This is a genomic window from Halomonas getboli (assembly GCF_023094245.1).
Taxonomy (GTDB): domain Bacteria; phylum Pseudomonadota; class Gammaproteobacteria; order Pseudomonadales; family Halomonadaceae; genus Halomonas; species Halomonas getboli.
Window position 1 is genome coordinate 103,442 of record NZ_JALMEW010000003.1, and the last position, 22,436, is coordinate 125,877.

At 70.2% G+C, this 22,436-nt stretch carries 19 protein-coding genes; 13 read left to right on the forward strand and 6 right to left on the reverse strand.

Annotation, left to right across the window (positions count from 1 at the left end; translation table 11 throughout):
* Positions 1-79: 79 nt before the first annotated feature.
* Genes MYL53_RS07945 through MYL53_RS07955 form a run of 3 tightly spaced genes read left to right on the forward strand, consistent with a single transcriptional unit; the run spans position 80 to position 2,444 of the window.
* A complete protein-coding gene (locus tag MYL53_RS07945) occupies positions 80-439 on the forward strand; it encodes a PepSY domain-containing protein (RefSeq protein WP_247853093.1) in 360 nt (119 codons plus the stop codon).
* Positions 436-1,110, forward strand: coding sequence for a response regulator transcription factor (locus tag MYL53_RS07950; protein WP_247853094.1), 675 nt, complete (start codon positions 436-438; stop codon positions 1,108-1,110). The genes MYL53_RS07945 and MYL53_RS07950 overlap by 4 nt, the downstream gene beginning before the upstream one ends.
* Complete coding sequence (locus tag MYL53_RS07955) at positions 1,107-2,444, forward strand: sensor histidine kinase (RefSeq protein WP_247853095.1); 1,338 nt, start codon at positions 1,107-1,109, stop codon at positions 2,442-2,444. The genes MYL53_RS07950 and MYL53_RS07955 overlap by 4 nt, the downstream gene beginning before the upstream one ends.
* A gap of 45 nt (positions 2,445-2,489) precedes the next feature.
* Here MYL53_RS07955 and MYL53_RS07960 read toward each other — a convergent pair whose 3' ends face one another.
* A complete protein-coding gene (locus tag MYL53_RS07960) occupies positions 2,490-3,491 on the reverse strand; it encodes an LLM class flavin-dependent oxidoreductase (RefSeq protein WP_247853096.1) in 1,002 nt (333 codons plus the stop codon).
* Positions 3,492-3,638: 147 nt separating this feature from the next.
* Here MYL53_RS07960 and MYL53_RS07965 point away from each other — a divergent pair, with 147 nt between their 5' ends.
* Entirely contained in the window at positions 3,639-3,821 is a 183-nt protein-coding gene (locus tag MYL53_RS07965; protein WP_247853097.1) for a hypothetical protein, read from the forward strand.
* 107 nt (positions 3,822-3,928) lie between these two features.
* Here the strand turns inward: MYL53_RS07965 and MYL53_RS07970 are convergent, their stop codons facing one another.
* The 4 genes from MYL53_RS07970 to MYL53_RS07985 all read right to left on the reverse strand — a co-directional run bounded on the left by MYL53_RS07970 (position 3,929) and on the right by MYL53_RS07985 (position 8,273).
* Positions 3,929-4,162: a hypothetical protein gene (locus tag MYL53_RS07970; RefSeq protein WP_247853098.1), complete on the reverse strand. Its 234-nt coding sequence runs from the start codon at positions 4,160-4,162 to the stop codon at positions 3,929-3,931.
* A 137-nt stretch (positions 4,163-4,299) separates the two neighbouring features.
* Positions 4,300-5,415, reverse strand: coding sequence for an agmatine deiminase (gene aguA, locus MYL53_RS07975; protein ID WP_247853536.1), 1,116 nt, complete (start codon positions 5,413-5,415; stop codon positions 4,300-4,302).
* Between the two features lie 14 nt (positions 5,416-5,429).
* Entirely contained in the window at positions 5,430-6,773 is a 1,344-nt protein-coding gene (locus MYL53_RS07980) for a Na+/H+ antiporter NhaC family protein (RefSeq protein ID WP_247853099.1), read from the reverse strand.
* A gap of 81 nt (positions 6,774-6,854) precedes the next feature.
* The gene (locus tag MYL53_RS07985) at positions 6,855-8,273 is read right to left on the reverse strand and encodes an aminotransferase (RefSeq protein WP_247853100.1); all 1,419 of its coding nucleotides are present in this window, start codon (positions 8,271-8,273) and stop codon (positions 6,855-6,857) included.
* 139 nt (positions 8,274-8,412) lie between these two features.
* Between MYL53_RS07985 and MYL53_RS07990 the strand changes: the two genes are divergently transcribed.
* Together MYL53_RS07990 and MYL53_RS07995 are read left to right on the forward strand one after the other, a co-directional pair.
* Positions 8,413-9,651 (forward strand): M20 family metallo-hydrolase, encoded by a 1,239-nt coding sequence (locus MYL53_RS07990; protein ID WP_247853101.1) that lies wholly within the window; start codon positions 8,413-8,415, stop codon positions 9,649-9,651.
* A 15-nt stretch (positions 9,652-9,666) separates the two neighbouring features.
* Positions 9,667-11,187: an aldehyde dehydrogenase gene (locus MYL53_RS07995; protein WP_247853102.1), complete on the forward strand. Its 1,521-nt coding sequence runs from the start codon at positions 9,667-9,669 to the stop codon at positions 11,185-11,187.
* A 92-nt stretch (positions 11,188-11,279) separates the two neighbouring features.
* Here the strand turns inward: MYL53_RS07995 and MYL53_RS08000 are convergent, their stop codons facing one another.
* Positions 11,280-12,131: a helix-turn-helix transcriptional regulator gene (locus tag MYL53_RS08000; RefSeq protein WP_247853103.1), complete on the reverse strand. Its 852-nt coding sequence runs from the start codon at positions 12,129-12,131 to the stop codon at positions 11,280-11,282.
* A gap of 119 nt (positions 12,132-12,250) precedes the next feature.
* On the opposite strand from MYL53_RS08000, the gene MYL53_RS08005 reads away from it, so the two are divergent.
* From MYL53_RS08005 to MYL53_RS08040, 7 genes are all read left to right on the forward strand, one after another.
* Positions 12,251-13,324 (forward strand): methyl-accepting chemotaxis protein, encoded by a 1,074-nt coding sequence (locus MYL53_RS08005; protein WP_345740363.1) that lies wholly within the window; start codon positions 12,251-12,253, stop codon positions 13,322-13,324.
* Positions 13,325-13,454: 130 nt separating this feature from the next.
* On the forward strand, positions 13,455-14,387 hold the full coding sequence (locus MYL53_RS08010) for a cobyrinic acid a,c-diamide synthase (protein WP_247853104.1): 933 nt from the start codon (positions 13,455-13,457) through the stop codon (positions 14,385-14,387).
* 79 nt (positions 14,388-14,466) lie between these two features.
* Entirely contained in the window at positions 14,467-15,648 is a 1,182-nt protein-coding gene (locus MYL53_RS08015; RefSeq protein WP_247853105.1) for a toxic anion resistance protein, read from the forward strand.
* Positions 15,649-15,915: 267 nt separating this feature from the next.
* Positions 15,916-17,397 carry a PAS domain S-box protein gene (locus MYL53_RS08020; protein ID WP_282103443.1) on the forward strand — a complete coding sequence of 494 codons (1,482 nt, stop codon included), beginning with the start codon at positions 15,916-15,918 and terminating at the stop codon, positions 17,395-17,397.
* A gap of 101 nt (positions 17,398-17,498) precedes the next feature.
* The gene (locus MYL53_RS08030) at positions 17,499-18,806 is read left to right on the forward strand and encodes an ATP-grasp domain-containing protein (protein WP_247853107.1); all 1,308 of its coding nucleotides are present in this window, start codon (positions 17,499-17,501) and stop codon (positions 18,804-18,806) included.
* Positions 18,807-18,821: 15 nt separating this feature from the next.
* Positions 18,822-20,852 carry a CocE/NonD family hydrolase gene (locus MYL53_RS08035; RefSeq protein ID WP_247853108.1) on the forward strand — a complete coding sequence of 677 codons (2,031 nt, stop codon included), beginning with the start codon at positions 18,822-18,824 and terminating at the stop codon, positions 20,850-20,852.
* 197 nt (positions 20,853-21,049) lie between these two features.
* Positions 21,050-22,423 (forward strand): MFS transporter, encoded by a 1,374-nt coding sequence (locus MYL53_RS08040; protein ID WP_247853109.1) that lies wholly within the window; start codon positions 21,050-21,052, stop codon positions 22,421-22,423.
* Positions 22,424-22,436: the final 13 nt, after the last annotated feature.

Below are 22,436 nucleotides of genomic sequence, written 5' to 3' on the forward strand. Positions count from 1 at the left end.
AGCCTGCCCCGGGCCGGCTGTCTCGTCGCTGACGGCGGCGTTAATGGTGCATTCATGCGCCTTCTGGCACCCTGCGGACATGAAGACGCGATTCATACGCCGGCGCCGCCTCGACGCGCTCGCCGCCCTGCTGCTGGTCGTTGCCCTGGTCGGCCCGACGATCGATGCCCAGGCCGATGATGAAGAGGAGTGGCAGGCGCTGCATGAGGCGGTGCGGGCCGGCCGCATCGTGCCCCTGCCCGAGGTGCTCGACTGGCTCGAGGCGCATTACCTCGGCCAGGTGCTGGAGGTCGAGCTGGACAACGACGACGGCGCGCGCCACTACGAGATCGAGATGCTGGGTCCCCAGGGTCAGCTGGTGGAATTCGAGTTCGACGCCGCGAGCGGGGAGCTGGTGGGTATCGAGGGAGTGAACATCGAGGGCATGCGACGCCGATGAAAGTACTGCTGATCGAGGACGACCGCGCCCTGGCCGAGGCGCTGACCGAGGCACTGGGCGATGCCGGCCTGCTGGTGGAAAGCGCCGGCACGGGCGGTGAGGGAGACTACCTGCTGCGCACCGAGCGCTACGACGCCGTGGTGCTCGACCTGGGCCTGCCCGATGGCGATGGCACCCGCTGGCTGGCGCAGTGGCGCGACGACGGCATCGACCTGCCGGTGCTGGTGCTGACCGCCCGCGAGCGCTGGTCCGACAAGGCCGCCGGCTTCTCCGCCGGAGCCGACGACTACGTCACCAAGCCGTTCGAGACCGCCGAGGTGCTGTTTCGCCTGCATGCGCTGGTGCGGCGCAGCCACGGCCACGCCCACCCGGTGCTCTCCGCCGGGGCCCTGTCCTACGACACCCATACCGGCAGCGTGACCCTGGCCGGGCGGCCGGTCTCGCTGACCGCCCAGGAGTCGCGGCTGCTGGCCTACCTGCTGCACGCCATGCCGCGGGTGGTCAGCCGCAGCGAGCTGGCCGAGCACGTCTACGACCGCGACCACGAGCCCGATTCCAACGTCATCGACGTGCAGATCAGCCGGCTGCGGCGCAAGCTCGGCGGCGAGCGGATCGAGACCCGCCGCGGCCAGGGCTATCGCTTGGTGGCGCCGGGGGACGAACCGACGTGATCCCGTCGCGCTGGAGCCTGGCGCGCCGGCTGCTGCTGGCCGCCGGGGTGCTGGTGCTGGTGGTGCTGCCGCTGGCCGGCGGCGGGCTCGCCTACACCTTCCGTCAGACCGTGACCGCCTCCTTCGATGAGCGCCTGGACTCGATGCTGCGCGTGCTGCTGGCCTCGGTGGAGCGCGATCCGCTGAGCGGCCGCCTGGCCGTCGCGCCCTCGCTGGGCGACGCGCGCTTCGAGCGGGTGTTCTCCGGCTGGTACTGGCAGGTCGGCGATGGTCAGGGCACGACCCGCGTCTCGCGCTCGCTGTGGGACCAGCGGCTGCCGCTCGGCGGGGCGAGCGCCGGGGTGACGCGTCACGACATCACCGGGCCGCGCGGCGAACCGCTGCGGCTGATCGAGCGGCGCGTCCGGCTGGCCGGCTATCCCCGGCCGCTGAACGTCGGGCTGGCGGTGTCGCGCCAGCCGCTCGACGACGAGGTGGCGCGCTTCGAATGGCTGCTGTGGCTGTCGCTGCTGTCGCTCGGTGTGCTGCTGCTGGGCGGGCTGGCGGCGCAGATCCGCTGGGGGCTGGCGCCGCTGCGGCGCCTGCATGCCGACCTGGGCGAGGTCGAGGCCGGCCGCGAGCAGCGCCTCGGCACCCGCCTGCCCGCGGAGCTGGCCGAGCTGGCCGGCGCCATGAACGAGGTGCTGGCCCGCGATCGCCGGCTGATCGAGCGCGGCCGCGCCGCCGCCGGCAACCTGGCCCACGCGCTGAAGACGCCGATCAGCGTGCTGGGCACCCTGGCCGGCCGTCACCCCGAGCCCGAGCGCCTGCGCGTCGAGCTGACCCGCCTCGACGAGGCGGTGCGCCACCATCTGGCTCGCGCCTCGGCGGCCGGCGGCGCCTCCCTGGCCGGCCGCGTGCGGGTCGAGGAGGCGCTGGCGCCGGTGATCGACGGCCTGGGGCGGCTCGCCGAGCGGCGCGGCATCGCCCTGGACGCCGAGCTCGACGACGTGCTGGCGCTGCACGTGGATGCCCAGGACCTGCAGGAAATGGTCGGCAACCTGCTCGAGAATGCCCTGCACTGGGCGCAGGGCCGGGTGACGCTGCGGGTGTCCACCGAGGGCGGCGAGGCCTGCCTCGACGTCGAGGACGACGGCCCGGGCATGACCCCCGAGCAGCGCGAGGCGGCCCTGGCCCGGGGCGCACGGCTGGACGAGCGGCGTTCGGGTAGCGGCCTGGGGCTGGCCATCGTCGAGGACCTGATGGACCTCTACGGCGGCCGGCTGACCCTCGAGACGGCCGCGCTGGGCGGGCTGGCCGCGCGCATCCGGCTGCCGCTCGGCGGGCCGGCCTGAGCCGCTTGCCGTCCCGTTTTCCTGACCGCGGCTGCTCCGCGTCTCTCAGTCGCCGGCCTGCCACAGGTCGGCGACGATCTCGTAGCTCCTGAGCCGGTCCTCGAGGCTGTAGACGTCGGTGTGCAGCATCAGCTCGTCGGCGCCGGTGGCCTCGAGGAAGGCCTCCAGCCCCTCGCGCACGGTCTGCGGGCCGCCGACGATGGCCGCGCCCAGGAACTGCGCGACCTGGGACTGCTCCAGCGGCGACCAGTCCATGTGCTCCGTCGGCGGCTGGGCCAGGATGCGCTGGCCGCGTACCAGACCGAGAAACTTCTGGCGCGCGGTGCTGGCCAGGTACTCGGCCTGCAGGTCGCTGTCGGCGGCGATCACCGGCAGGCCGACCATGGCGTAGGGCTTGTCGAGCAGCGCCGAGGGCTGGAAGTTGTCGCGATAGACCCTGAGCGCCTCGTGCAGCCGCGCCGGGGCGAACTGGGCGGCGAAGGCGAAGGGCAGGCCCTCGCGGCCGGCCAGCCGCGCGCTGTAGTCGCTGGAGCCCAGCAGCCACAGCGGCACCCGGGTGCCCTGGCCGGGCACCGCGCGCACCCGCTGGCCGGGGCGCTCGTCATCGAGATAGCCCTTGAGCTCGTCCAGGCGCTGAGGGAAGTCGTCGACGCCGGCGAAGGCGTCGCGTCGCAGCGCCGCCATGGTCGCGGCGTCGGCGCCCGGGGCGCGGCCCAGGCCCAGGTCGATGCGCCCCGGATACAGCGTCTCCAGGGTGCCGAACTGCTCGGCGATCACCAGCGGCGGATGGTTGGGCAGCATGATGCCGCCGCTGCCGACGCGGATGCGCGAGGTCTGGCCGGCGACGTGGCCGATCAGCACCGAGGTGGCGGCGCTGGCGATGCCGTCGATGCTGTGGTGCTCGGCCAGCCAGAAGCGTTCGAAGCCGCGGCGCTCGGCCAGCCGGGCCAGGGCCACGCTGTCGTCGAAGGTCTCGGCGGCGCTGCCGCCCTGACGGATCGGGGCGAGGTCGAGCACCGAGAGCGGAATCTCGTTGAGGCGGGGCATAGGGGCTCCAGTCGTTAGCTTGCTCAATGTTACATGGGGGGCGATCGCGGCGCGACACAATGGTCGGGGTCGAATGGCCGCCGTCGCTGGCTTCGCTCGTGGGCTCCCCTTAAGCTCAGGGAACAGGATGCACAAGGAAGCTCGCTCATGTCGCCCAGGTCCCCGGGCGCCCCGTCACGACGACGCGGCGCCACGCCGCGCCGCCGCCCCTCTGGCGTCGACTGGCGCCGATTCGATCGCTGGCTGGACCGTCTGGTCACGGTGGCGGTGATCACCGCCCTGCTGGTGGGAGGTGCGGCGCTGATCGTCAGCCTGGTGCTGCGCGCCTGAGGGCCCGGCGGGCAACGCTCGGAACGACGGAAAGGATGAGACAGGAGCGGGGAGGAGAGGGTACCGCCCATGCCGATGGCCGGCATGGGCGGCGGACGCGCCTGGTATCAGCGGTCGAGGTCGATGTCCTCTTCGTCGGTGGCCGCGCCGGCGGCCGCGCCCACACCGCCGCCGATCACTGCGCCTTCGCTCACGTCACCGCCGGTGACGGCCGCCGCGCCGGCGCCCACCGCGGCCCCCACGCCCGCGCCGCTGGCGGCGCGTTCGCTGGTGGTGGTGCCGCAGCCGGCGAGTGCCAGGGTCAGGAGGGCGCCGAGGCCAAGCATCAGGGTCCGTTTCATGGTGTTCTCCTTCCGATGGTGAAATCCCCCCGTTGGAGGGGGATTGCTGGGGATTCGGCAGGTCTCGGCCCGCCGCGTCCTCCACAGGGTAGATGCCAGGACGGGGGCTTGTCTGCCCGCGCGCGAAGCGCGCGGGCTCAGGGATGAGGCTGCTGCTGGGTGATGCAGTGGATGTTGCCGCCGCCGAGCAGGATCTCCCGGGCTGGCACGCCGACCACCCGCCGGGTCGGGAACAGGTCCTGGAGAATCGCTCGGGCCTCGTCGTCGCGCTCGGGGTCGAGCAGCGGCATCACCACCACCGAGTTGCCGATGTAGAAGTTGACGTAGGAGCCGGCCATGCGGTCGCCGGGGCGCCGCGGATGCGAATGGCTCAGGCGGTCGATGCCGCTGGCCTCGTCCTCGCCGATATGCAGCGGGCCGGGCTGCGGCAGCCGGTGCACGGTCAGCGTGCGGCCGCGGGCGTCGGTGGCGCTCTCCAGCACGGCCAGCGCCTCCCGCGAGATGGCGTGCTGGGGATCGGCCTCGTCGTCGGGCCAGGTCAGGGCGACCTCGCCGGGCGCCACGAAGCAGGCCAGGTTGTCGACGTGGCCGTCGGTCTCGTCGAGATGGCAGCCGCGGGGCAGCCAGATCACCTTCTCGACGCCCAGGGTGTCGCACAGCACCCGCTCCATCTCGGCCCTGGAGAGGTCCGGGTTGCGGTTGGCGTTGAGCAGGCACTCCTCGGTGGTCAGCAGGGTGCCCTCGCCGTCCACGTGGATGGCGCCGCCTTCCAGCACCACTGGCGCCACGAAGCGCTCGATGCCGAGCATCTCGGCGATCTTGGTGCGGATGCGGCGGTCCTTGTCCCATGGGAAATAGAGCCCTCCCTGCAGCCCGCCCCAGGCGTTGAACTCCCAGTCGACCATGGCCAGGCGGCCGTCCGGATGGGTGAGGAAGGTCGGGCCCACGTCGCGCATCCAGGCGTCGTTGCTGGACAGCTCGACCACTCGCACGTGGTCGGGCAGCTGGACGCGGGCGTTCTCGTACTGCTCGTCGTTGACGCCGACGAACACCGTCTCGCTCTCGGCGATGGCCGTGGCGACCTCGACGAAGGCCTGCTGGGCCGGCTTGGCGCCGTAGCGCCAGGTGTCGGGGCGCTGCGGCCACAGCATCCAGCAGGCGTCATGGGGAGCGAATTCGGCGGGCATGGCGAAGCCCTGGGCCGCCGGGGTCTCGGGGGTGGCGCCCGTCGGGGCGCCCTGGGCAGAAGTCATGGTCATCGCGGGTCTCACAGGTAACCGACCACCAGGAATATACCGGTGGCGAGGGCGGCGGCAATCAGTACATAGGGCAGCTGGGTCAGGGCGTGGGCCATGGGCGTGCAGCCGCTGCCCTGGGCCGAGAGCACGGTGGAGTCGCCGTAGAAGCAGGCGTGGCTGCCGAAGGCGCTGGCCGAGATCAGCGCGCCGACCACCAGCGGCATGTTGGCGTTCATGCTCTCGGCCAGCGGCAGCACGATGGGCATGGCCACCGCGAACAGCCCCCAGAAGGAGCCGGTGGCGAAGGCCAGGAAGGCCATGGTGACGAACACCACCGCCGGCAGCAGGCCGGAGGTCATCAGCGGCTCCACGGCCGCGATCACGAAATCGGTCAGTCCCAGAACGTCGTTGACCTCCTTGAGGGTGAAGCCGGCGACCAGGGTACCGAGCGGCATCAGCATCGCCTTGAAACCGTCCAGGGCGGTGTCGAAGGTCTCGTGGAAGCTCAGCAGCCGCTGGGCGCCGATCAGCACCAGGGTCACGACCAGCGCCACGATGACGCCGCGCAGGATATCGATGTCGAAGTACCAGGTGAAGAAGATCAGCGTGGCGATGGGCAGCAGGAAGTTCAGCAGGTGCGGGCGCGGCTTGTCCTCGTCCACCTCCAGGGTGCTGTCGTCGACGCCGGAGGGCAACGGCTGGCCGCCGGCGGCGCGAGCCTCGGCGGTCTTCATTGGCCCGATGTCGGGCATCCAGCCGAGCGCCACCAGCGGCACGATGGCGGCCGCGACCCAGGCATAGAACATGTAGGGGATGGCCTCGATGTACAGGCCCATGCCGTTGCCGGTGACGTTGTTCTCCTCCAGCAGGCCGGCGAAGAACACCGCCCAGGTGGAGAAGGGCACCAGGATGCACACCGGCGCCGCCGTGGAGTCGACGATGTAGGCCAGCTTCTCGCGGGAGATGCCGAAGCGGTCGGTGATCTTCTTCATCGAGGCGCTGATGGTCAGGGCGTTGAGATAGTCGTCGACGAAGATCACCAGGCCCAGCACCCAGGTGGTCAGCAGGCTGTGATGCTTGCGATGGATGCGGCGGGTCATCACGTCGCCGAAGCTGAGCACGCCGCCGGTCTTCACCAGCAGGGCGATCAGGCTGCCGAACAGGCCGCAGACCAGGATGATCCAGGTCACGGTGTCGTTGCCCAGCACGCCGAGCAGGATGTCGGAGCCCTGGGTGATGACGGTGGTCGGGTCGACCATCAGCAGGCCGACCACGGTGCCGGCCAGCAGCGATTCGATGGTGCGTCGGGTCAGCAGGGCCATGCCCAGCACCACCAAGGTGGGGATCAGGCTCCAGGCGCCATAGGTTTCCATGGGGACGTCTCTATTGTCGTTGTCGGTTTTGAGGCGGGAATCTAGCCCGCGCGGCGCCCGTTCGGGCGCCGCGCGGGGCGATTACAGATAGCCGTCGGCCTTCAAGGACTCGGTGGCTGCGGTGAGCGCCTCGTCGAGAATCGCCACCGCGGTGTCGACGGTCTCGCGGCTCCAGATCAGGGTCGGCGAGATCACGTTCAGATGGCCCACCGGGCGGATGATCAGTCCGCGCTGCTGGGCCTCGAAGGCGATGCGGTCGCCGACTCGGGCCTCCACCGGCAGCAGTGCCTTGGTGTCCTTGTCGGCCACGTTCTCCAGGCACATCATGAAGTGGCTGCCCCGCACGTCGCCGACCGTTTCATGGTGCGACAGCGTCTTGAGCTGCTGCTCGAGGTAGGGGCCGACCTCGCGGACGTTCTCGCGGATCGCCTCACGCTCGATGATCTCGATGCTCTTGAGCGCCGCCGCGCAGCTCACCGGGTGGCCGGAGTAGGTGAAGCCGGTGCTCAGCACGCCGCCCTTGCCCTGCGGGGTGCCCAGCACCTCGTAGAGCTCGTCGGAGATCAGGGTGGCGCCCAGCGGGGCGTAGCCGGAGGACAGGCCCTTGGCGCAGTTGATGATGTCCGGCTGGGTCTCGAACACCGCCTCGGAGGCGAAGAAGTGTCCCAGGCGGCCGAAGCCGGTCACCACCTCGTCGGCGATGTAGAGGATCTCGTGGGCGCGGCATACCGCCTGCATGCGCTTGTGATAGCCCTTCGGAGCCACCAGCACGCCGCCGGCGCCCATGATCGGCTCGGCGATGAAGGCGGCGATGTTGTCGGCGCCGATGCGCTCGATCGTCTCCTCGAACTCCTGCACCAGGTGATCGCAGTACTCGGCCTCGCTCATGCCTTCGGGCCGGCGATAGCAGTTGGCCTCGCTGAGATGGGTCACCAGGTGATCGAGGGTGTCGAAGTCCCAGTTGTTGCTCTCGATGCCGGTCAGGGTGGCGGCGAGATAGGTGGTGCCGTGATAGGCATTGTTGCGCGAGATGATGCGCTTCTTGTTCGGCTTGCCCAGGCGGTTGAAGTAGTAGTGCACCAGGCGGATGGTGGCGTCGTTGGCGGTCGAGCCGCCGCAGCTGTAGAAGACGTGGTTGAGGTGCGACGGTGCCAGCTCGGCCAGCTTGGCGGAGAGCTCGGCGGCCGGGGCGTTGGACAGGTTGTTGAAGGTCGAGAAGTAGGCCATGCGGGTGGCCTGGTCGGCCATGGCCTGGCCGATCTCGGCGCGGCCGTGGCCGACGTTGACGCACCACAGCCCGGCGATGCCGTCGATGAAGCGGTTGCCCTTGGCATCCTGGACGTAGATGCCGTCACTGTCGGTGATCAGGTCGCAGCCTTCCTCGTGGAAGACGCTGAAGTCGGTGAAGGGGTGGATGAAGTGATCCTTGTCCTTCTGCCACAGGGCCTCGGCATCGAGGGCGGGAGTGTCGGACGTCGGGCGAGCGGTTGTTGTGGTCATGGCAATACCTCCTGTCGAGTGGAGGCCAGACTAGCCATCCCCGGCCAGGGGGGAACATATCCTGATTGGGGTATATCGGGGACTCGCGCCGTCCTCGTAAGGTCGCTGCCATGACGAACAACGACCAAAGAGGCGCACCATGACGATTTCCATCGACGGCCAGCGGCTGTGGGACACGCTGATGGCCATGGCCGAGATCGGCCCCACCGCCAACGGCGGCAGCTGCCGCCTGGCGCTGACCCCCGAGGACGCCGCCGGACGGCGCCTGCTGCTCGACTGGTGCGAGGCGATCGGCTGCACCTGGCGGGTCGACCGGGTCGGCAACCTGTTCATCCGCCGCGCCGGCAGGCGCGACGACCTCGAGCCGGTAGCCACCGGCAGCCACCTGGACACCCAGCCCAAGGGCGGCCGCTTCGACGGCATCCTCGGCGTGCTGGCCGGGCTCGAGGTGTTCCGCAGCCTGCACGATCAGGGCATCGTCACCGAGCGCCCCCTCGAGCTGGTGGTGTGGACCAACGAGGAGGGCAGCCGCTTCGCCCCGGCGATGGTCGCCTCCGGCACCTATGCCGGCGAGTTCCCCGTCGAGGACACCCTGGCCCGCCGCGACGCCGACGGCGTGACCCTCGGCGAGGCCCTGGAGGCCTGCGGCTTCGCCGGCGACCTGCCGGTGGGCGAGCCGCGGCTGGACGGCTTCTTCGAGCTGCACATCGAGCAGGGGCCGGTGCTCGAGGACGCCGGGGAATCCGTCGGCGTGGTCACCGGCGTGCAGGGCATGCGCTGGTTCGACGTCACCTTCACCGGCCAGTCGGCCCATGCCGGCCCCACTCCGATGCGGCTGCGCCACGACGCCCTGGCGGCGGCGGCGCGCCTGATCGACCGCCTGCAGGCCCACGCCCTGGCCGACGCCAGCGGCGACACCAAGGTCACCTGCGGTTGCCTGGACATCGAGGCGGCCTCGCGCAACGTCATCCCCGGCGAGGTGCGCCTCACCGTCGACCTGCGCCACGTGGTGGAAACCGAGCTGGACGCCCTCCAGGCGCTGTTCGAGCGCGAGCTGGCCGCCGCCGGCGAGACCTTCGGCGTGGCCGTCTCCCAGCGGCGGATCTGGGCCTCGCCGGTGGTGGAGTTCGCCCCCGAGTGCATCGCCGCGGTGGAAGCCGCGACCCGGGCCCAGGCGGTGCCCTGGCGGCGCATGATGAGTGGCGCCGGGCATGACGCGGTCTACGTGTCCCGCGTCGCCCCCACGTCGATGATCTTCATCCCCTGCCGCGACGGCATCAGCCACAACGAGGCCGAATACGCCACCCCGGAGCACTGCAGCCTGGGGGCCCAGGTGCTGTGCGACGCCATGGTCGCCCGCGCCGACCGTCCGGCCTGATCACGGGAGCTTCCTATGACCGAACATCGCCGAATTCCCCAGACCCGCGCCGACTGGCAGGCGCTGGCCGCCTCGCTGGTCGAGCAAGGCCTCGAGAGCCGCGCCTATATTGACGACGCCTTCGTCGACGCCGCCGATGGCGCGACCCTGACCACGATCAATCCGGCCACCGGCGAGACGCTTGCCGAGGTGGCGAGCTGCGACGCCGCCGACGCCGAGGCCGCGGTGGCGGCCGCCCGCCGCGCCTTCGACGCCGGCGAGTGGTCGCGCCTGGCCCCGGCCGGCCGCAAGGCCGTGCTGCTGCGCCTGGCCGAGCTGATGGAGGCCCACCGGCACGAGCTGGCGCTGCTCGACACCCTGGACATGGGCAAGCCCGTTTCCAGCTCGCTGGGCGACATGGCCGGTGCCATCGGCTGCCTGCGCCACCACGCCGAGTCGATCGACAAGCTCTACGGCGAGGTCGCGCCCACCGGCAACGATGCCCTGGGCCTGGTGCTGCGCGAGCCGCTGGGGGTGGTGGCCTCCATCGTGCCGTGGAACTTCCCGCTGATGATGACCGCCTGGAAGATCGCCCCGGCGCTGGCCGCCGGCAACAGCGTCATCTTGAAGCCCTCGGAGAAGTCGCCGCTGTCGGCGCTGCGCCTGGCCGGCCTGGCCCGCGAGGCCGGCCTGCCGCGCGGCGTGTTCCAGGTGCTGCCGGGCTTCGGCCACACCGTGGGCAAGGCGCTGGCGCTGTCGATGGACGTCGACTGCCTGGCCTTCACCGGCTCCACCGGGGTCGGCAAGCAGCTGATGCAGTACGCCGGCCAGTCGAACCTCAAGAAGGTGTTCCTGGAGTGCGGCGGCAAGAGCCCGAACCTGGTGTTCGCCGACTGCAAGGATCTCGATAAGGTGGCCGAGCACGCCGCCGGGGCGATCTTCCACAACCAGGGCGAGGTGTGCATCGCCGGCTCGCGCCTGCTGGTCGAGAATTCGATCCGCGAGGCCTTCGTCGACAAGGTGCTGGCCGCCGCCGAGCGCATGCAGCCCGGCGACCCGCTGGACCCGGACAGTTTCATGGGCGCGATGGTCGATCAGGCCCAGTACGAGCGGGTGCTCGACTATATCCGCCGCGGCGTGGAGGAGGGCGCCACCCTGCGTGCCGGCGGCGAGGCCACCGCGATCGAGGGCAAGGGGCTGTTTATTCCGCCGACGGTGTTCGACGGCGTCACCGAGGCCATGGCGATCGGCCGCGAGGAGATCTTCGGCCCGGTGCTGGCGGTGTTCGGCTTCGACAGCGAGGACGAGGCGGTGCGGCTGGCCAACGACAGCGACTACGGCCTGGCGGCCGGGCTGTGGAGCCAGGACATCGATCGCATCATGCGCGTCACGCGCCGGCTGCGCTCGGGGCAGGTGTTCGTCAACAACTGGGCGGACATGGACCAGACGGTGCCCTTCGGCGGGGTCAAGCAGTCAGGCAACGGGCGCGACAAGTCCCACCACTCGCTGGAGGAGTATTCCGATCTCAAGAGCGTGTGGATGACGCTCGCGATGTGAGGAGCGAGGAGAAAGGCGCGAGACGTGAACCGAGCCGCTCTCGCGCGAGACGAAAAGGCCGGCCGCGGCGAGCCGCGGCCGGCCTTTTGGCATCAGCCGCCCTGCTGGCGCGAGACCAGCGCCACGTGGTCGAGGAACAGTCGGAATAGCTGGGACTGGCTTGAGACGTCCAGGCGCTGGTAGATGTGCTTGCGGTGGACCTTGACGGTGCCGTCGCTGATGTCGAGCTCGCGGGCCGCCGACTTGGTGGAATGGCCCGCCAGCAGCAGCCGGACGATCTCGCGCTCGCGCTGGGTCAGGGCCTCCTGGCCGAAGCTGTCGAAGGCCGCCTCCACCGGCTCGCGCTCCTCGAGCCGGGCCTGGAAACCGTGCCCCTGCCACTTCCAGTACTCCCCCAGCAGGGCGTCCACCACCGGGGCGATGTGGCGCAGCGCCAGCATGGCGCGGCGCGTGACCCGAGGGCCGTCGCCGCGAAAGCCCAGCGATACCACCATCACCACGTCGGCATCGACCCGGGCGAACAGGCCGATCTCGTCGGAGAGCCCTAGGGCGCGGTAGTAGTGATGGTAATAGTCGCTGCTCTCGAAGCGGTCCGGCGCCAGCTCGCGCAGCCGGCAGGCGCCGTGGTCGAGCCCGTCATGGACGGCCTTGAAGAAGGGGTCGAGCAGGTAGGCCTGGCTCAGATAGCGTTCGATACCCTGCTCGCGACGCCCCGGGGGATAGTTGTCGTGAATCAGCAGTGGCCGATGACGCCCCTTGTAGGTGTTGATCAGGATGGTGTCGAAGTCGAGCAGCTCGTGCAGGGTCTGCTCGAGCAGCGTCGGCAGGCCGGTGCTGCCGGCACTGCGGATCAGCTGGGCCAGGCGCTGGTGCCAGGCCTGGCTGGCGGCGGTGGCGAGGGAGTCGGCGGAGATCACGTGGGGCGGGTCCTGACGGCAGATCATGTTCCTCGGCGCAGCGAGCATATCACGGGGCGGGCCCGCTTTTTGCATCGATACATTCTGCATTAGCAAACAATAAACCCCGACGTGGGCCCTGGCCCACCGGAACAAGGAGCCTGCTCGTGCAAGAGAATCGCATCCTCGACCTGGCCTACGGCATGTCCGACGTGACCCGCGAGAAGATCGGGCGGATCGAGAGCATCACCCGCCAGACCGAGATCCTGGCCCTCAACGCCCGCATCGAGGCGGCCCGCGCAGGGTCGGCGGGCGCCGCCTTTGGCGTGGTCGCCGAACAGATGGGCGAGGTGTCCAGCGACATCCAGCGCATCGCCCGCAGCTTCCGCGACGAGGTGACCCGCCAGACCGCCGAGCTGGAGGAGGCGGGCACGTCCATGGTCGACGACTTCCGCGGCCAGCGCCTCACCGACCTGGCCCTGAACGCGGTGGAGATCATCGACCGCAACCTCTTCGAACGCTCCTGCGACGTGCGCTGGTGGGCCACCGACAGCGCCGTGGTGGAGGCGGCCTCGGCGCCGGATGACGCGGCCCGCCAGGCCCATGCCAGCGACCGGCTGGCCACCATCCTGCGCTCCTACACCGTCTATCTGGACCTGTGGATCGCCGATCGCGACGGTCGGGTGATCGCCACCGGTCGGCCCGATCGCTATCCCGGGGCGATCGGCGCCGACGTCGCCGGCGACGACTGGTTCCGCCGCGCGCTGCGCACCCGCTCGGGTGACGACTTCATCGTCGCCGATATCGAGCGCAACCGGTCCCTGGAGGACGCGGCGGTGGCCACCTACGCCACCGCGATTCGCGAGGGCGGCCGCGAGGACGGCGCGGTGATCGGCGTGCTGGGCATCTTCTTCGACTGGGCGCCCCAGGCCCGCGACGTGGTGCAGGGCGTGGGGCTGTCCGAGGAGGAGCGCGAGCGCTGCCGGGTGATGCTGGTCGACGCCCGCCACGGCATCATCGCCGACTCCCTCGACGAGGCGGCCCTGGGCGAGACCTTCCCGCTGTCGCCCGAAGGTCGCGAGCGCGGCTTCGACCGCGACGAGCGGCGGCTGGTCGCCTTCGCCGAGACGCCGGGCTACGAGACCTACGAGGGTCTGGGCTGGTACGGCGTGATCGAGTATCGCCGCGATGCGTCCCCGCAGGCCAAGCCGACGCGCGAGCCGGTCGTCGCCGCACCTTGAGAGTGACTCCGGCGTCAGAGGTTGCACCCTGTTGGTGCATGTCGTCGGTCGGGGTGGCGGGATGGCCGTGCTGGCCTCATCATGAGACCGTCACCATAGAGACCGGCCGACGGGAGGCCACGACGACGCGATGCTGGGATTCCTTCAGGGAGCCGCCTACGGCCTGTTCCTGACCTGCCTGCCCTGGTGCCTGGCGGGGCTGGCCAGCCCGCGGCTGGCGCTGGCCGTCGAGCATCCCACCCGCTGGCAGGTGGTGGTGCGCTATGCCTTCCTGGTGCCCTTTCTCAGCCTGATGATGTGGCTGACCTCGCTATGGGGCGGCTTCGACCCCAGCCTCGGCGGCTGGCTAGCGGGGCTCGTCGGCATCGCCGTGGAGCTGCCGCTGGAGCGGCGCTGGCGGCGCTTCCGGGCCCGGCGCCACAAGCGCCGGCTCGAGGAAATGCTGCGCGCCGAGGCCACGCGCCGCCGCCACGAGGCGGCCCGGGAGGCGGGCGTCAGCGAGCTCGACCCCTACCATCCGCCGGCCGACGCCGACGAGGTGGTGCAGGCGCTGTGCCGCGCCAAGCGGACGCTGCTGGAGGTCGACCGTGCCGATCACGCCGCCCAGGTCGATCGCCTCTACAGCCGCTACGGGAACGTGCTGGAGGTCATGGCCTCGCGCTTCACCGCCGGCGAGCTGGCCCACGAGCGGGCCCGCTCGCTGGTGGTCGAGGTGTGCATGGGCGCGGTGGACAACTTCACCGCCATGGCCTCCCAGGCCCGCGGCGTGGCCGGTCTCGACATCGACTTCATCCGCCGCCGCCTCGGCCAGGAGGCCGACCGGCTGTCGGCCAACGAGACCGACGCGCTGCGCCGCCGGCTGGCGCTGATCGAGGACACCGAGAAATCGCTGCGCCGGCTGGCCGCGCGCAACGAGGCGGCGCTGACCGCGCTGGACGACACCAGCGTGGCGCTGTCGCGCATCGTCACCGGCCGTCCGCGCGCCAGGGTCGGCGCCGACCAGGCCTGCGAGGAGCTGCGCCGCTTCATCGACGGCGCCGGGCGCTACGGCCGCGAGACCTGACCGGCCTCGCCGCATAGATTGCCCAGGCCCCGGCCGTCATCGCCCCGGGGCGTCAGGAAGAGAAGAGGAGAGCCTGCCAATGACCGACGCGTCTCAGCCCAAGGGCAGCCCGCTGTCGCTGCCGCCCGTGGAACGCATCGCCGAGGAGCTGGAACGGCCGGCGGCGGACGAGGCCGGGCGCGCCGCGGCGGACCCGCAGCTCGCCGCCATGGCCGAGGCCTTCGTGATCGAGACCCTGGGCGACGAGGCCGAGGGCGCCGCCGCCCGCCAGCGTCGGGCGGTGGACGAGATGGGCCTCGAGCTCCAGCAGCAGGCCGCGCGCCAGAGCGAGATGCTCAAGACGCCGTTGCGCCAGCTGGCCCGCCACGGCGAGGAAGGCGGGCCGGTGGCCAAGGCGCTGGTGGCGCTGCGCGGCCGCATGGACGACCTGGACCCGCGCCATCATCGCCTGGAGCCCGGCCGCTTCGACCGGGTGCGGCGACTGCTGCCGGGCGCCAGCAGCCGGCTGCAGCGCTACTTCCACCGCTTCGAGACCGCCCAGCAGGCGCTGGAGGCGATCATCGCCGATCTCCAGGGCGGCCGCGACATGCTGGAGCGGGACAACCTGACGCTGTCCGACGACCAGGAGGCCATGCGCGCCACCCTCGACCAGCTCGAGCGCCAGGTGTCGCTGGGCCGGCTGATCGACGAGCGCCTGGTGGCGGCTCGCGACGGGATCGCCGATGACGACCGCCGCGCCTTCGTCGAGGAGGAGCTGCTGTTCCCGCTGCGCCAGCGCATCCTCGACCTCCAGCAGCAGCAGGCGGTGTGCCAGCAGGGCGTGCTGGCGCTGGAGGTGATCATCCGCAACAACCGCGAGCTGATGCGCGGCGTCGACCGGGCGGTCAACGTCACCGTGTCGGCGCTGAGCGTGGCGGCCACCGTGGCCCTGGCACTGGCCAACCAGCGGCTGGTGCTCGACCGCGTCGAGTCGCTCAACGCCACCACCAGCGAGACCATCGCTGGCACCGCCCGGGCGCTGCGCCAGCAGGGCGTGGACATCCAGACCCGCGCCGCCTCCGCCAACCTCGACATGAAGGCCCTGGAGGGCGCCTTCGCCGACGTCATGGCGGCGGTCGACGACCTGGCGAGCTATCGCCGCGAGGCGCTGCCGCGGCTGGGCGAGCAGATAGAGCGGCTGGAGGGCCTGACCCGCGAGGGCGGCGGCGCCGTGGAGCGCCTGGCCCGCGACTCCGGCCAGCAGGATGATGTCCGGCGCTGAGGAACGAGTGCTGACCCGATCCGATGCCTGAGCCCCGGTTGCCGGGGCTCGTCTCGTTCTGCCCCGCCTTTTTCTTCTGATGCACCCTTCCTCCACCCGTTTTCCCTGCGAGCCCGGTCGTCGTTCGACGGCCGGACATGCGCTGCCCTTCATTCAACGTCATGGCGGCCGAAGTAAGACTAGAGTGGCAAAAGTGTCATGCGAGTGGCTGAGAGTGAGCTCAGTCGATCGTGATAAAAAAACACAAGCAAAACGCAGGGGGAACTCATGCCGTTGAACTACCGCAAGTGGTGGCAGCGTGGGGAGCCGGAGGCGCCGGAGGGCGCGCCGGTGATCGAGCGCGAGACCGCGGATGGCGTGGCCAAGGCGATGATGGCGTCCGCCGTGGATGGCATGGTGGTGATCGACGCCGCCGACCGGGTGATTCGCTTCAACGCCGCGGCGGAGCGGCTGTGGGGGCTGTCCCGGGAGGCGGTGATCGGCCAGACGGTGGACCGGCTGGTGCCGGAGCTGCTGCGCGACGAGCATCGCGACCATCTGCACGTCAGCCGCGCCAGCGGCCAGGACGTCCAGGTGGGGCGGCATCGCGAGGTGATGCTGGAGCGCCCCGACGGCGGCCGGCGCCGGGTCAGCATCGCGCTGTCCCGCATCGCCCTGGACGACGGCGAGGGCTATGCCGCCGTGGTGCGTGATCTCGGCGAGAGCCAGCAGGCGGAGCAGGGCGCCCATCAGGCGCTGGAGCAGTGCCTGGACGCGGTAGTCAGCATCGACGAGCGCAATCGGGTGACCTTCTTCAACGCCGCCGCCGAGCGGCTGTGGGGCTGCCGCCGCGAGCAGGTGCTGGGCGAGAACGTCAACCGCCTGGTGCCCGGGGCGATCCGCGACCGGCACGACGGCTTCGTCGACCGCCATCGCCGCCACGGCGACGACCGCATCGTCGGCACCAGCCGCGACGTTCAGCTGGAACGCTTCGACGGCGAGACGCGCTGGGTCAACCTGGCGCTGTCGCGCTTCGTGGTTGACGGCCGCCAGTGCTACACCGCCTTCGTGCGCGATATCACCGAGGAGCGCGAGTTCCGTACCCTGATGGAAAGCACCCTGGAACAGGCCGTCAATGCCGTGGTGACCATCGACGAGCAGAACCGGGTGACCTTCTTCAACGCCGCCGCCGAGCGGCTGTGGGGCTATGAGCGTCAGGAGGTGCTGGGCGAGAACGTCAAGATGCTGGTGCCCCACGCCATCCAGGCGAATCATGACGCCTACGTGCAGCGCAATCGCGACACCGGCGAGGACCGCATCGTCGGCAGGACCCGCGAGGTCGAGGTGGTGCGCAAGGACGGCGACTCGACCTGGGCCAGCCTGTCGCTGGCGCGCATCCGCATCGACGAGCGCCTGGTCTACACCGCCTTCCTGCGCGACGTGTCCGAGGACGTCACCCATCGCGCCAACATGGTCGAGCGCACCGAGGAGTTCGCCAAGGCCAACCAGCGGGTCACCCAGTTCGCCGAGGACATCGAGGCGATCGCCATGCGCACGCACCTGCTGTCGCTCAACGCCTCCATCGAGGCGGCCCGGGCCGGCGATGCGGGGCGCGGCTTCTCGGTGGTGGCCGAGGAGGTGCGCGCCCTGGCCGAGCAGGCCACGGGCTCGGCCAAGGACATCGGCGAGGTGGTCGGCCACACCCAGGCGCTGTTCCAGGAGCTGCAGGACGCCCTCAAGGCCATCGAGGCGAGCGCGCGCGGGGGCTGAAGCGTCTCCGGCTGGACTATGCTGCAGGAGTAATGTTCGCGTCGCCGTGACGGCGCCCGGGATTGGCCCGTGGCGCCGCCGACGGGCGGCAGGGAGCGATCATGAACTCTGCAGTGCGCAATGTCTTCGTGGTGGGGCTCAACGACTTCAATCGGGAGCGGCTCGAACACCTGAGGGGAGCGGGCGACTGCCGCTTCCACGGGATCATCGAGCCCGAGGCGGTCTACGATACCGAGGTCTTCGATATCGCCGCCATGCTCGAGGAGGCCACCGCGCAGCTGGAGGCCTTCGATGGCAGCGTGGACGCCATCGTCGGCTACATGGATTTCCCCGTCTCGACCATGCTGCCGATCCTCTGTGAGCGTTTCGGCACTCGCTCGACGACGCTTTCGAGCCTGCTCAAGTGCGAGCACAAGTACTGGAGCCGCCTGGTCCAGCGGGAGGTCATGCCCGAGCACATTCCCGCCTTCACGGCCTTCGATCCCTTCGACGACGACGCCCTGACCCGCGTCGGCGAGGCCGGGCTCTACTTCCCGTTCTTCGTCAAGCCGATCAAGTCCTCCGGCTCGCGGCTGGGCTTTCGCATCGACACCCCGGAAGACTTCTATCACGCCATCGAGCGACTCAGGGAGGACATCGGCCTGATCGCCGACCCCTTCAACACCGTGCTCGAACATGCCCGGCTGCCCGACGAGATCGCCGCCGTGGAGGGGCACTTCTGCATGGCCGAGGAGATCATCGGGGGCTGGCAGTGCACCGTGGAGGGCTACGTCTTCGAGGGCGAGGTGGTCAGCTACGGGATCGTCGACTCGCTGCGCTATCCTCAGGTGCTGAGCTTCTTCCACTACCGCTACCCGTCAGGGCTGCCCGATCCCGTCCAGGACAAGATGCGCGAGCTCACCGACCGGGTGATGCGCCACATCGGCTTCGACAACTCGGCCTTCAACATCGAGTACTTCTGGGACGAGGTGCAGGACCGCATCTGGCTGCTCGAGATCAATACCCGCATCTCCCAGTCCCACTGCGACCTCTTCGAGAAGGTCGACGGGGTCAGCAACCAGCAGGTCACCATCGACCTGGGGCTGGGCCGCCGGCCCGACATGCCCCATCGCCAGGGCGACTTCGCGGTGGGGGCCAAGTTCTTCTATCGGGTGTTCTTCGTCGATGCCGTGGCCACCCGGGTGCCGAGCGACGAGGAGATTGCCGAGCTTGAGGCGGATTTCCCGGGCACCGTGATCGCCCTGCAGGTGGAGGCCGGGCAGCGGCTGTCGACCCTGACCGAGCAGGACAGCTACAGCTATGCACTGGCCTACATCTGGATGGGGGCCGAGAGCGCGGAGCGCCTGCTCGAGGACTACGACCGCCTCGCGGCGCGGCTGACGTTCGAGTTCGATGAGGTCGTGGGCTGAGAAAGGAGGACAGGGATGCGCATCGTCGAGGACTTTCCCCGCAGGGTTCAGGAGGAGGAAACCTGGATTTCAATGGCCGACGGCACGCGCCTGGCGGCCCGCATCTGGCGGCCGGTGGACGCCGAGGACCACCCGGTGCCGGCGATACTCGAGTATCTGCCCTATCGCAAGCGCGATCTCACCGCCGCCCGCGACGTCCAGAGCCATCCCTACTGGGCCGGCCACGGCTACGCCGGGGTGCGGGTCGACATCCGCGGCACCGGCGAGTCCGACGGCGTGCTCACCGACGAGTACCTGCCCGAGGAGCTGGCCGACGGCGTGGCGATCATCGAGTGGCTGGTCGCCCAGCCCTGGTGCAGCGGCGAGGTGGGCATGGTGGGCATCTCCTGGGGCGGCTTCAATGGCCTGCAGATCGCCGCCCTGCAGCCGCCGGCGCTCAAGGCGGTGATCACGCTGTGCTCCACCGACGACCGTTACGCCGACGACATCCACCACATGGGCGGATGCCTGCTGGGCGACAACCTGTCCTGGGCCTCGACCATGTTCGACGGCAACGCCTGCCCGCCGGATCCGGCGTTGGTCGGCGACCGCTGGCGCGACATGTGGCTCGAGCGTCTCGACGGCAGCGGCCTGTGGCTGGCCCAGTGGCTCGAGCACCAGCGCCGCGACGACTACTGGAAACACGGCTCGGTGTGCGAGGACTTCGCCGCCATCCGCTGCCCGGTCTACGCCATCAGCGGCTGGGCCGACGGCTACTGCAACGCTGTCTTTCGCCTGCTGGCGGGGCTCGAGGTGCCGCGCAAGGGGCTGGTGGGCCCCTGGTCGCACAAGTATCCGCACCTGGGCGTGCCGGGGCCGGCCATCGGCTTCCTGCAGGAATCGCTGCGCTGGTGGGACCGGTGGCTCAAGGGCCGCGACACCGGAATCATGGATGAGCCCATGCTGCGGGTGTGGATGCAGGAGTCGGTGCCGCCCTCGGCGCGCTACGCCGAGCGACCGGGGCGCTGGGTGGCCGAGCCGAGCTGGCCGTCGCCGCGCATCCTGCCGGCCTCGTTCCGCCTGACCGCGGGGCACGACCTGCTGCCCGAGGCGCCGGACACGCCGGACGACGACGAGGTGATGACGCTGCGCTCGTCGCTGTCGGTGGGGCTCTATGCCGGCAAGTGGTGCTCCTACAACGCGCCGCCGGACCTGCCCCACGACCAGCGCGACGAGGACGGCGGCTGCCTGGTGTTCCAGACGCCGCGGCTGGAGGAGGCGGTCGAGATCTGCGGCCAGCCCAGCGTCGAGCTGGAGCTCGAGGCCGACCGGCCGGTGGCCATGGTGGCGCTGCGGCTGATCGACGTCGCCGAGGACGACAAGGCCACCCGGGTGTCCTACGGCCTCTTGAACCTGACCCATCGCGACAGCGACGAACACCCCGAGCCGCTGACGCCCGGCCGGCGCTATCGGGTGACGGTGGCGCTCAAGCACATCGCCCAGCAGTTCCCGGCCGGGCATGCGATCCGGCTGTCGCTGTCCACCAGCTACTGGCCGCTGGCCTGGCCGGCGCCGCGGCCGGTCACCCTGACGCTGTGCCCCGGACGCAGCCGGCTGGTGCTGCCGGTGCGCGCGCCGCAGCCCGAGGAGGAGGCGGCGCTGCCGGCCTTCCTCGAGCCGGAGGGCGCGCCGGCGATTGCCAAGACCCTGATCCAGCCCACCCAGGAGAGCTGGCGGGTGATCCGCGACCTGGCCAACGACCAGACCACCCTCGAGGTGATCAACGACGAGGGCCGCTATCGGCTCGACGCCATCGATCTGGAGATCGCCGGCCGGGTCACCGAGCGCTACCGTTACTCCTACGGCAGCTACGACAGCGTCAGCGGCTGGACCGAATGGGAACGCACCTTCCAGCGCGGCGACTGGGAGGTGCGCACCCTGACCCGCACGCTGATGACCAGCGACCCGGACAATTTCCGCCTGCGCGCCACCCTGGACGCCTGGGAGGGCGAGACGCGCATCTTCGCCCGCACCTGGGACGAGACGATTCCGCGGGATCTGGTGTAGCGGGGGAGGAGTGAGAGGAGTGAGAAGCAAGGAGTGAGGAGCAAACGCAGGAAAGCTCACCCACCTCAGGCCGGCAGCGCCTCGCCTTGCGGCCGGGACGTTCCCCCGGTCGGATAGCCGCCCCTCGCCCCTCGCCCCTCGCCCCTCGCCCCTCGCCCTTGCTATCTTGGCCTCTTTCTCGACAGGGATGCCCCGCCATGAGCGTGACCACCGCCGACGCGCCCGCGACGCCTTGGGCCTCGCGCAAGGAGATCCTGGGCTGGGCGATGTTCGACTTCGCCAACCAGGCCTACACGCTGCTGATCATCACCGTGGTGTTCGGCGAGCTGTTCACCACGGTGATCGTCGGCGACCGCGGCGACGGCTACCGGCTTGCCAACTTCCTGTGGAGCCTGGCGCTGGCGGTCAGCTACCTGCTGGTGGTGGTGACCGGCCCGCTGTGCGGGGCGGTGATGGACTACCGGGCGGAGAAGAAGCGTTTCCTGTTCGCCAGCTACGTGGTCACCATCGTCGCCACGGCGCTGCTCTATTTCGTTGCCCCGGGCTACGTGTGGCTGGGGCTGATCCTGATCGTGGTCTCGAACTACGCCTACTCCATGGGCGAGTCCTTCATCGCCGCCTTCCTGCCGGGCCTCGGGCCGCCGGAGTCGCTGGGCCGCATCTCGGGCTTCGGCTGGGCGCTGGGCTACGTCGGCGGGCTGTTCGCCGCCGGCTTCACCCTGGTGGTGCTGGGCGAGGCCAGCGCCGAGAACTTCGAGCGCATCCGCTGGGTCGGGCCCTTCGCCGCCGGCTTCTTCCTGGTCACCGCCATCCCCACCTTCCTGTGGGTGAAGGAGCGAGGCACGCCGCAGAACAGCGGGCTGTCCTATCGCGCGATCGCCTGGCGGCGGGTCTCGACCACCCTCCACGAGCTGCGCCGCTTCCGCGACCTGGCGATCTTCCTGGTGTCGCTGCTGTTCTCCATGGCCGGGGTCTACATCATCATCGCCTTCGCCTTCATCTATGGCGCCCAGGTGATCGGCTGGGACGAGTCCGTGCGCAACCTGATGTTCATCATCGTGCAGGTCACCGCCGCCGCCGGGGCGATCGGCTTTGGCGCCATCCAGGACCGCATCGGCACCCGGGTGACCTACCTGATCACCCTGGTGCTGTGGGTGGCGGCGATCCTGGCGATCTGGGCCACGCCCGCGCTCACCGACTGGCTCAACGCCGCGCTGGGCCTCGACTGGCAGGCCCAGCACCTGTTCCTGCTGGTCGGCTGTCTGGCGGGGCTCAGCCTGGGGTCGAGCCAGTCCGCCAGCCGCGCGCTGGTGGGGCTGTTCTCGCCCAGCCGCAAGGCCGCCGAGTTCTTCGGCTTCTGGGGCCTGGCCAACAAGCTCGCCGGGGTGGTGGGCATCGTCGCCCTGGGACTTCTGCAGTCGGTGGTCGGGCTGCAAGCCTCGATCCTGCTGTGTGCGGGACTGTTCATCGTCGCCATCCTGATCTGCCTGTTTGTCGATCAGGCGCGGGGAATGCGGGCGGCAAGAGAGTGGGAGAGGATAAATGGTTCAACTGTGTCTTCAGGGGGCTAAATGAGGCCGGAGA

What these genes read in the sequence shown, in the direction of transcription:
- MYL53_RS08000 (WP_247853103.1), bottom strand. Translation starts at nt 12,131, where the DNA reads ATGATCTGCCGTCAGGACCCGCCCCACGTGATCTCCGCCGACTCCCTC.
- MYL53_RS07950 (WP_247853094.1), top strand. Translation starts at nt 436, where the DNA reads ATGAAAGTACTGCTGATCGAGGACGACCGCGCCCTGGCCGAGGCGCTG.
- MYL53_RS07965 (WP_247853097.1), top strand. Translation starts at nt 3,639, where the DNA reads ATGTCGCCCAGGTCCCCGGGCGCCCCGTCACGACGACGCGGCGCCACG.
- MYL53_RS08035 (WP_247853108.1), top strand. Translation starts at nt 18,822, where the DNA reads ATGCGCATCGTCGAGGACTTTCCCCGCAGGGTTCAGGAGGAGGAAACC.
- MYL53_RS08020 (WP_282103443.1), top strand. Translation starts at nt 15,916, where the DNA reads ATGCCGTTGAACTACCGCAAGTGGTGGCAGCGTGGGGAGCCGGAGGCG.
- MYL53_RS08040 (WP_247853109.1), top strand. Translation starts at nt 21,050, where the DNA reads ATGAGCGTGACCACCGCCGACGCGCCCGCGACGCCTTGGGCCTCGCGC.
- MYL53_RS08030 (WP_247853107.1), top strand. Translation starts at nt 17,499, where the DNA reads ATGAACTCTGCAGTGCGCAATGTCTTCGTGGTGGGGCTCAACGACTTC.
- MYL53_RS07960 (WP_247853096.1), bottom strand. Translation starts at nt 3,491, where the DNA reads ATGCCCCGCCTCAACGAGATTCCGCTCTCGGTGCTCGACCTCGCCCCG.
- MYL53_RS07990 (WP_247853101.1), top strand. Translation starts at nt 8,413, where the DNA reads ATGACGATTTCCATCGACGGCCAGCGGCTGTGGGACACGCTGATGGCC.
- MYL53_RS08010 (WP_247853104.1), top strand. Translation starts at nt 13,455, where the DNA reads ATGCTGGGATTCCTTCAGGGAGCCGCCTACGGCCTGTTCCTGACCTGC.
- MYL53_RS07985 (WP_247853100.1), bottom strand. Translation starts at nt 8,273, where the DNA reads ATGACCACAACAACCGCTCGCCCGACGTCCGACACTCCCGCCCTCGAT.
- MYL53_RS07970 (WP_247853098.1), bottom strand. Translation starts at nt 4,162, where the DNA reads ATGAAACGGACCCTGATGCTTGGCCTCGGCGCCCTCCTGACCCTGGCA.
- MYL53_RS07980 (WP_247853099.1), bottom strand. Translation starts at nt 6,773, where the DNA reads ATGGAAACCTATGGCGCCTGGAGCCTGATCCCCACCTTGGTGGTGCTG.
- MYL53_RS08015 (WP_247853105.1), top strand. Translation starts at nt 14,467, where the DNA reads ATGACCGACGCGTCTCAGCCCAAGGGCAGCCCGCTGTCGCTGCCGCCC.
- aguA (WP_247853536.1), bottom strand. Translation starts at nt 5,415, where the DNA reads ATGACTTCTGCCCAGGGCGCCCCGACGGGCGCCACCCCCGAGACCCCG.
- MYL53_RS07945 (WP_247853093.1), top strand. Translation starts at nt 80, where the DNA reads ATGAAGACGCGATTCATACGCCGGCGCCGCCTCGACGCGCTCGCCGCC.
- MYL53_RS07995 (WP_247853102.1), top strand. Translation starts at nt 9,667, where the DNA reads ATGACCGAACATCGCCGAATTCCCCAGACCCGCGCCGACTGGCAGGCG.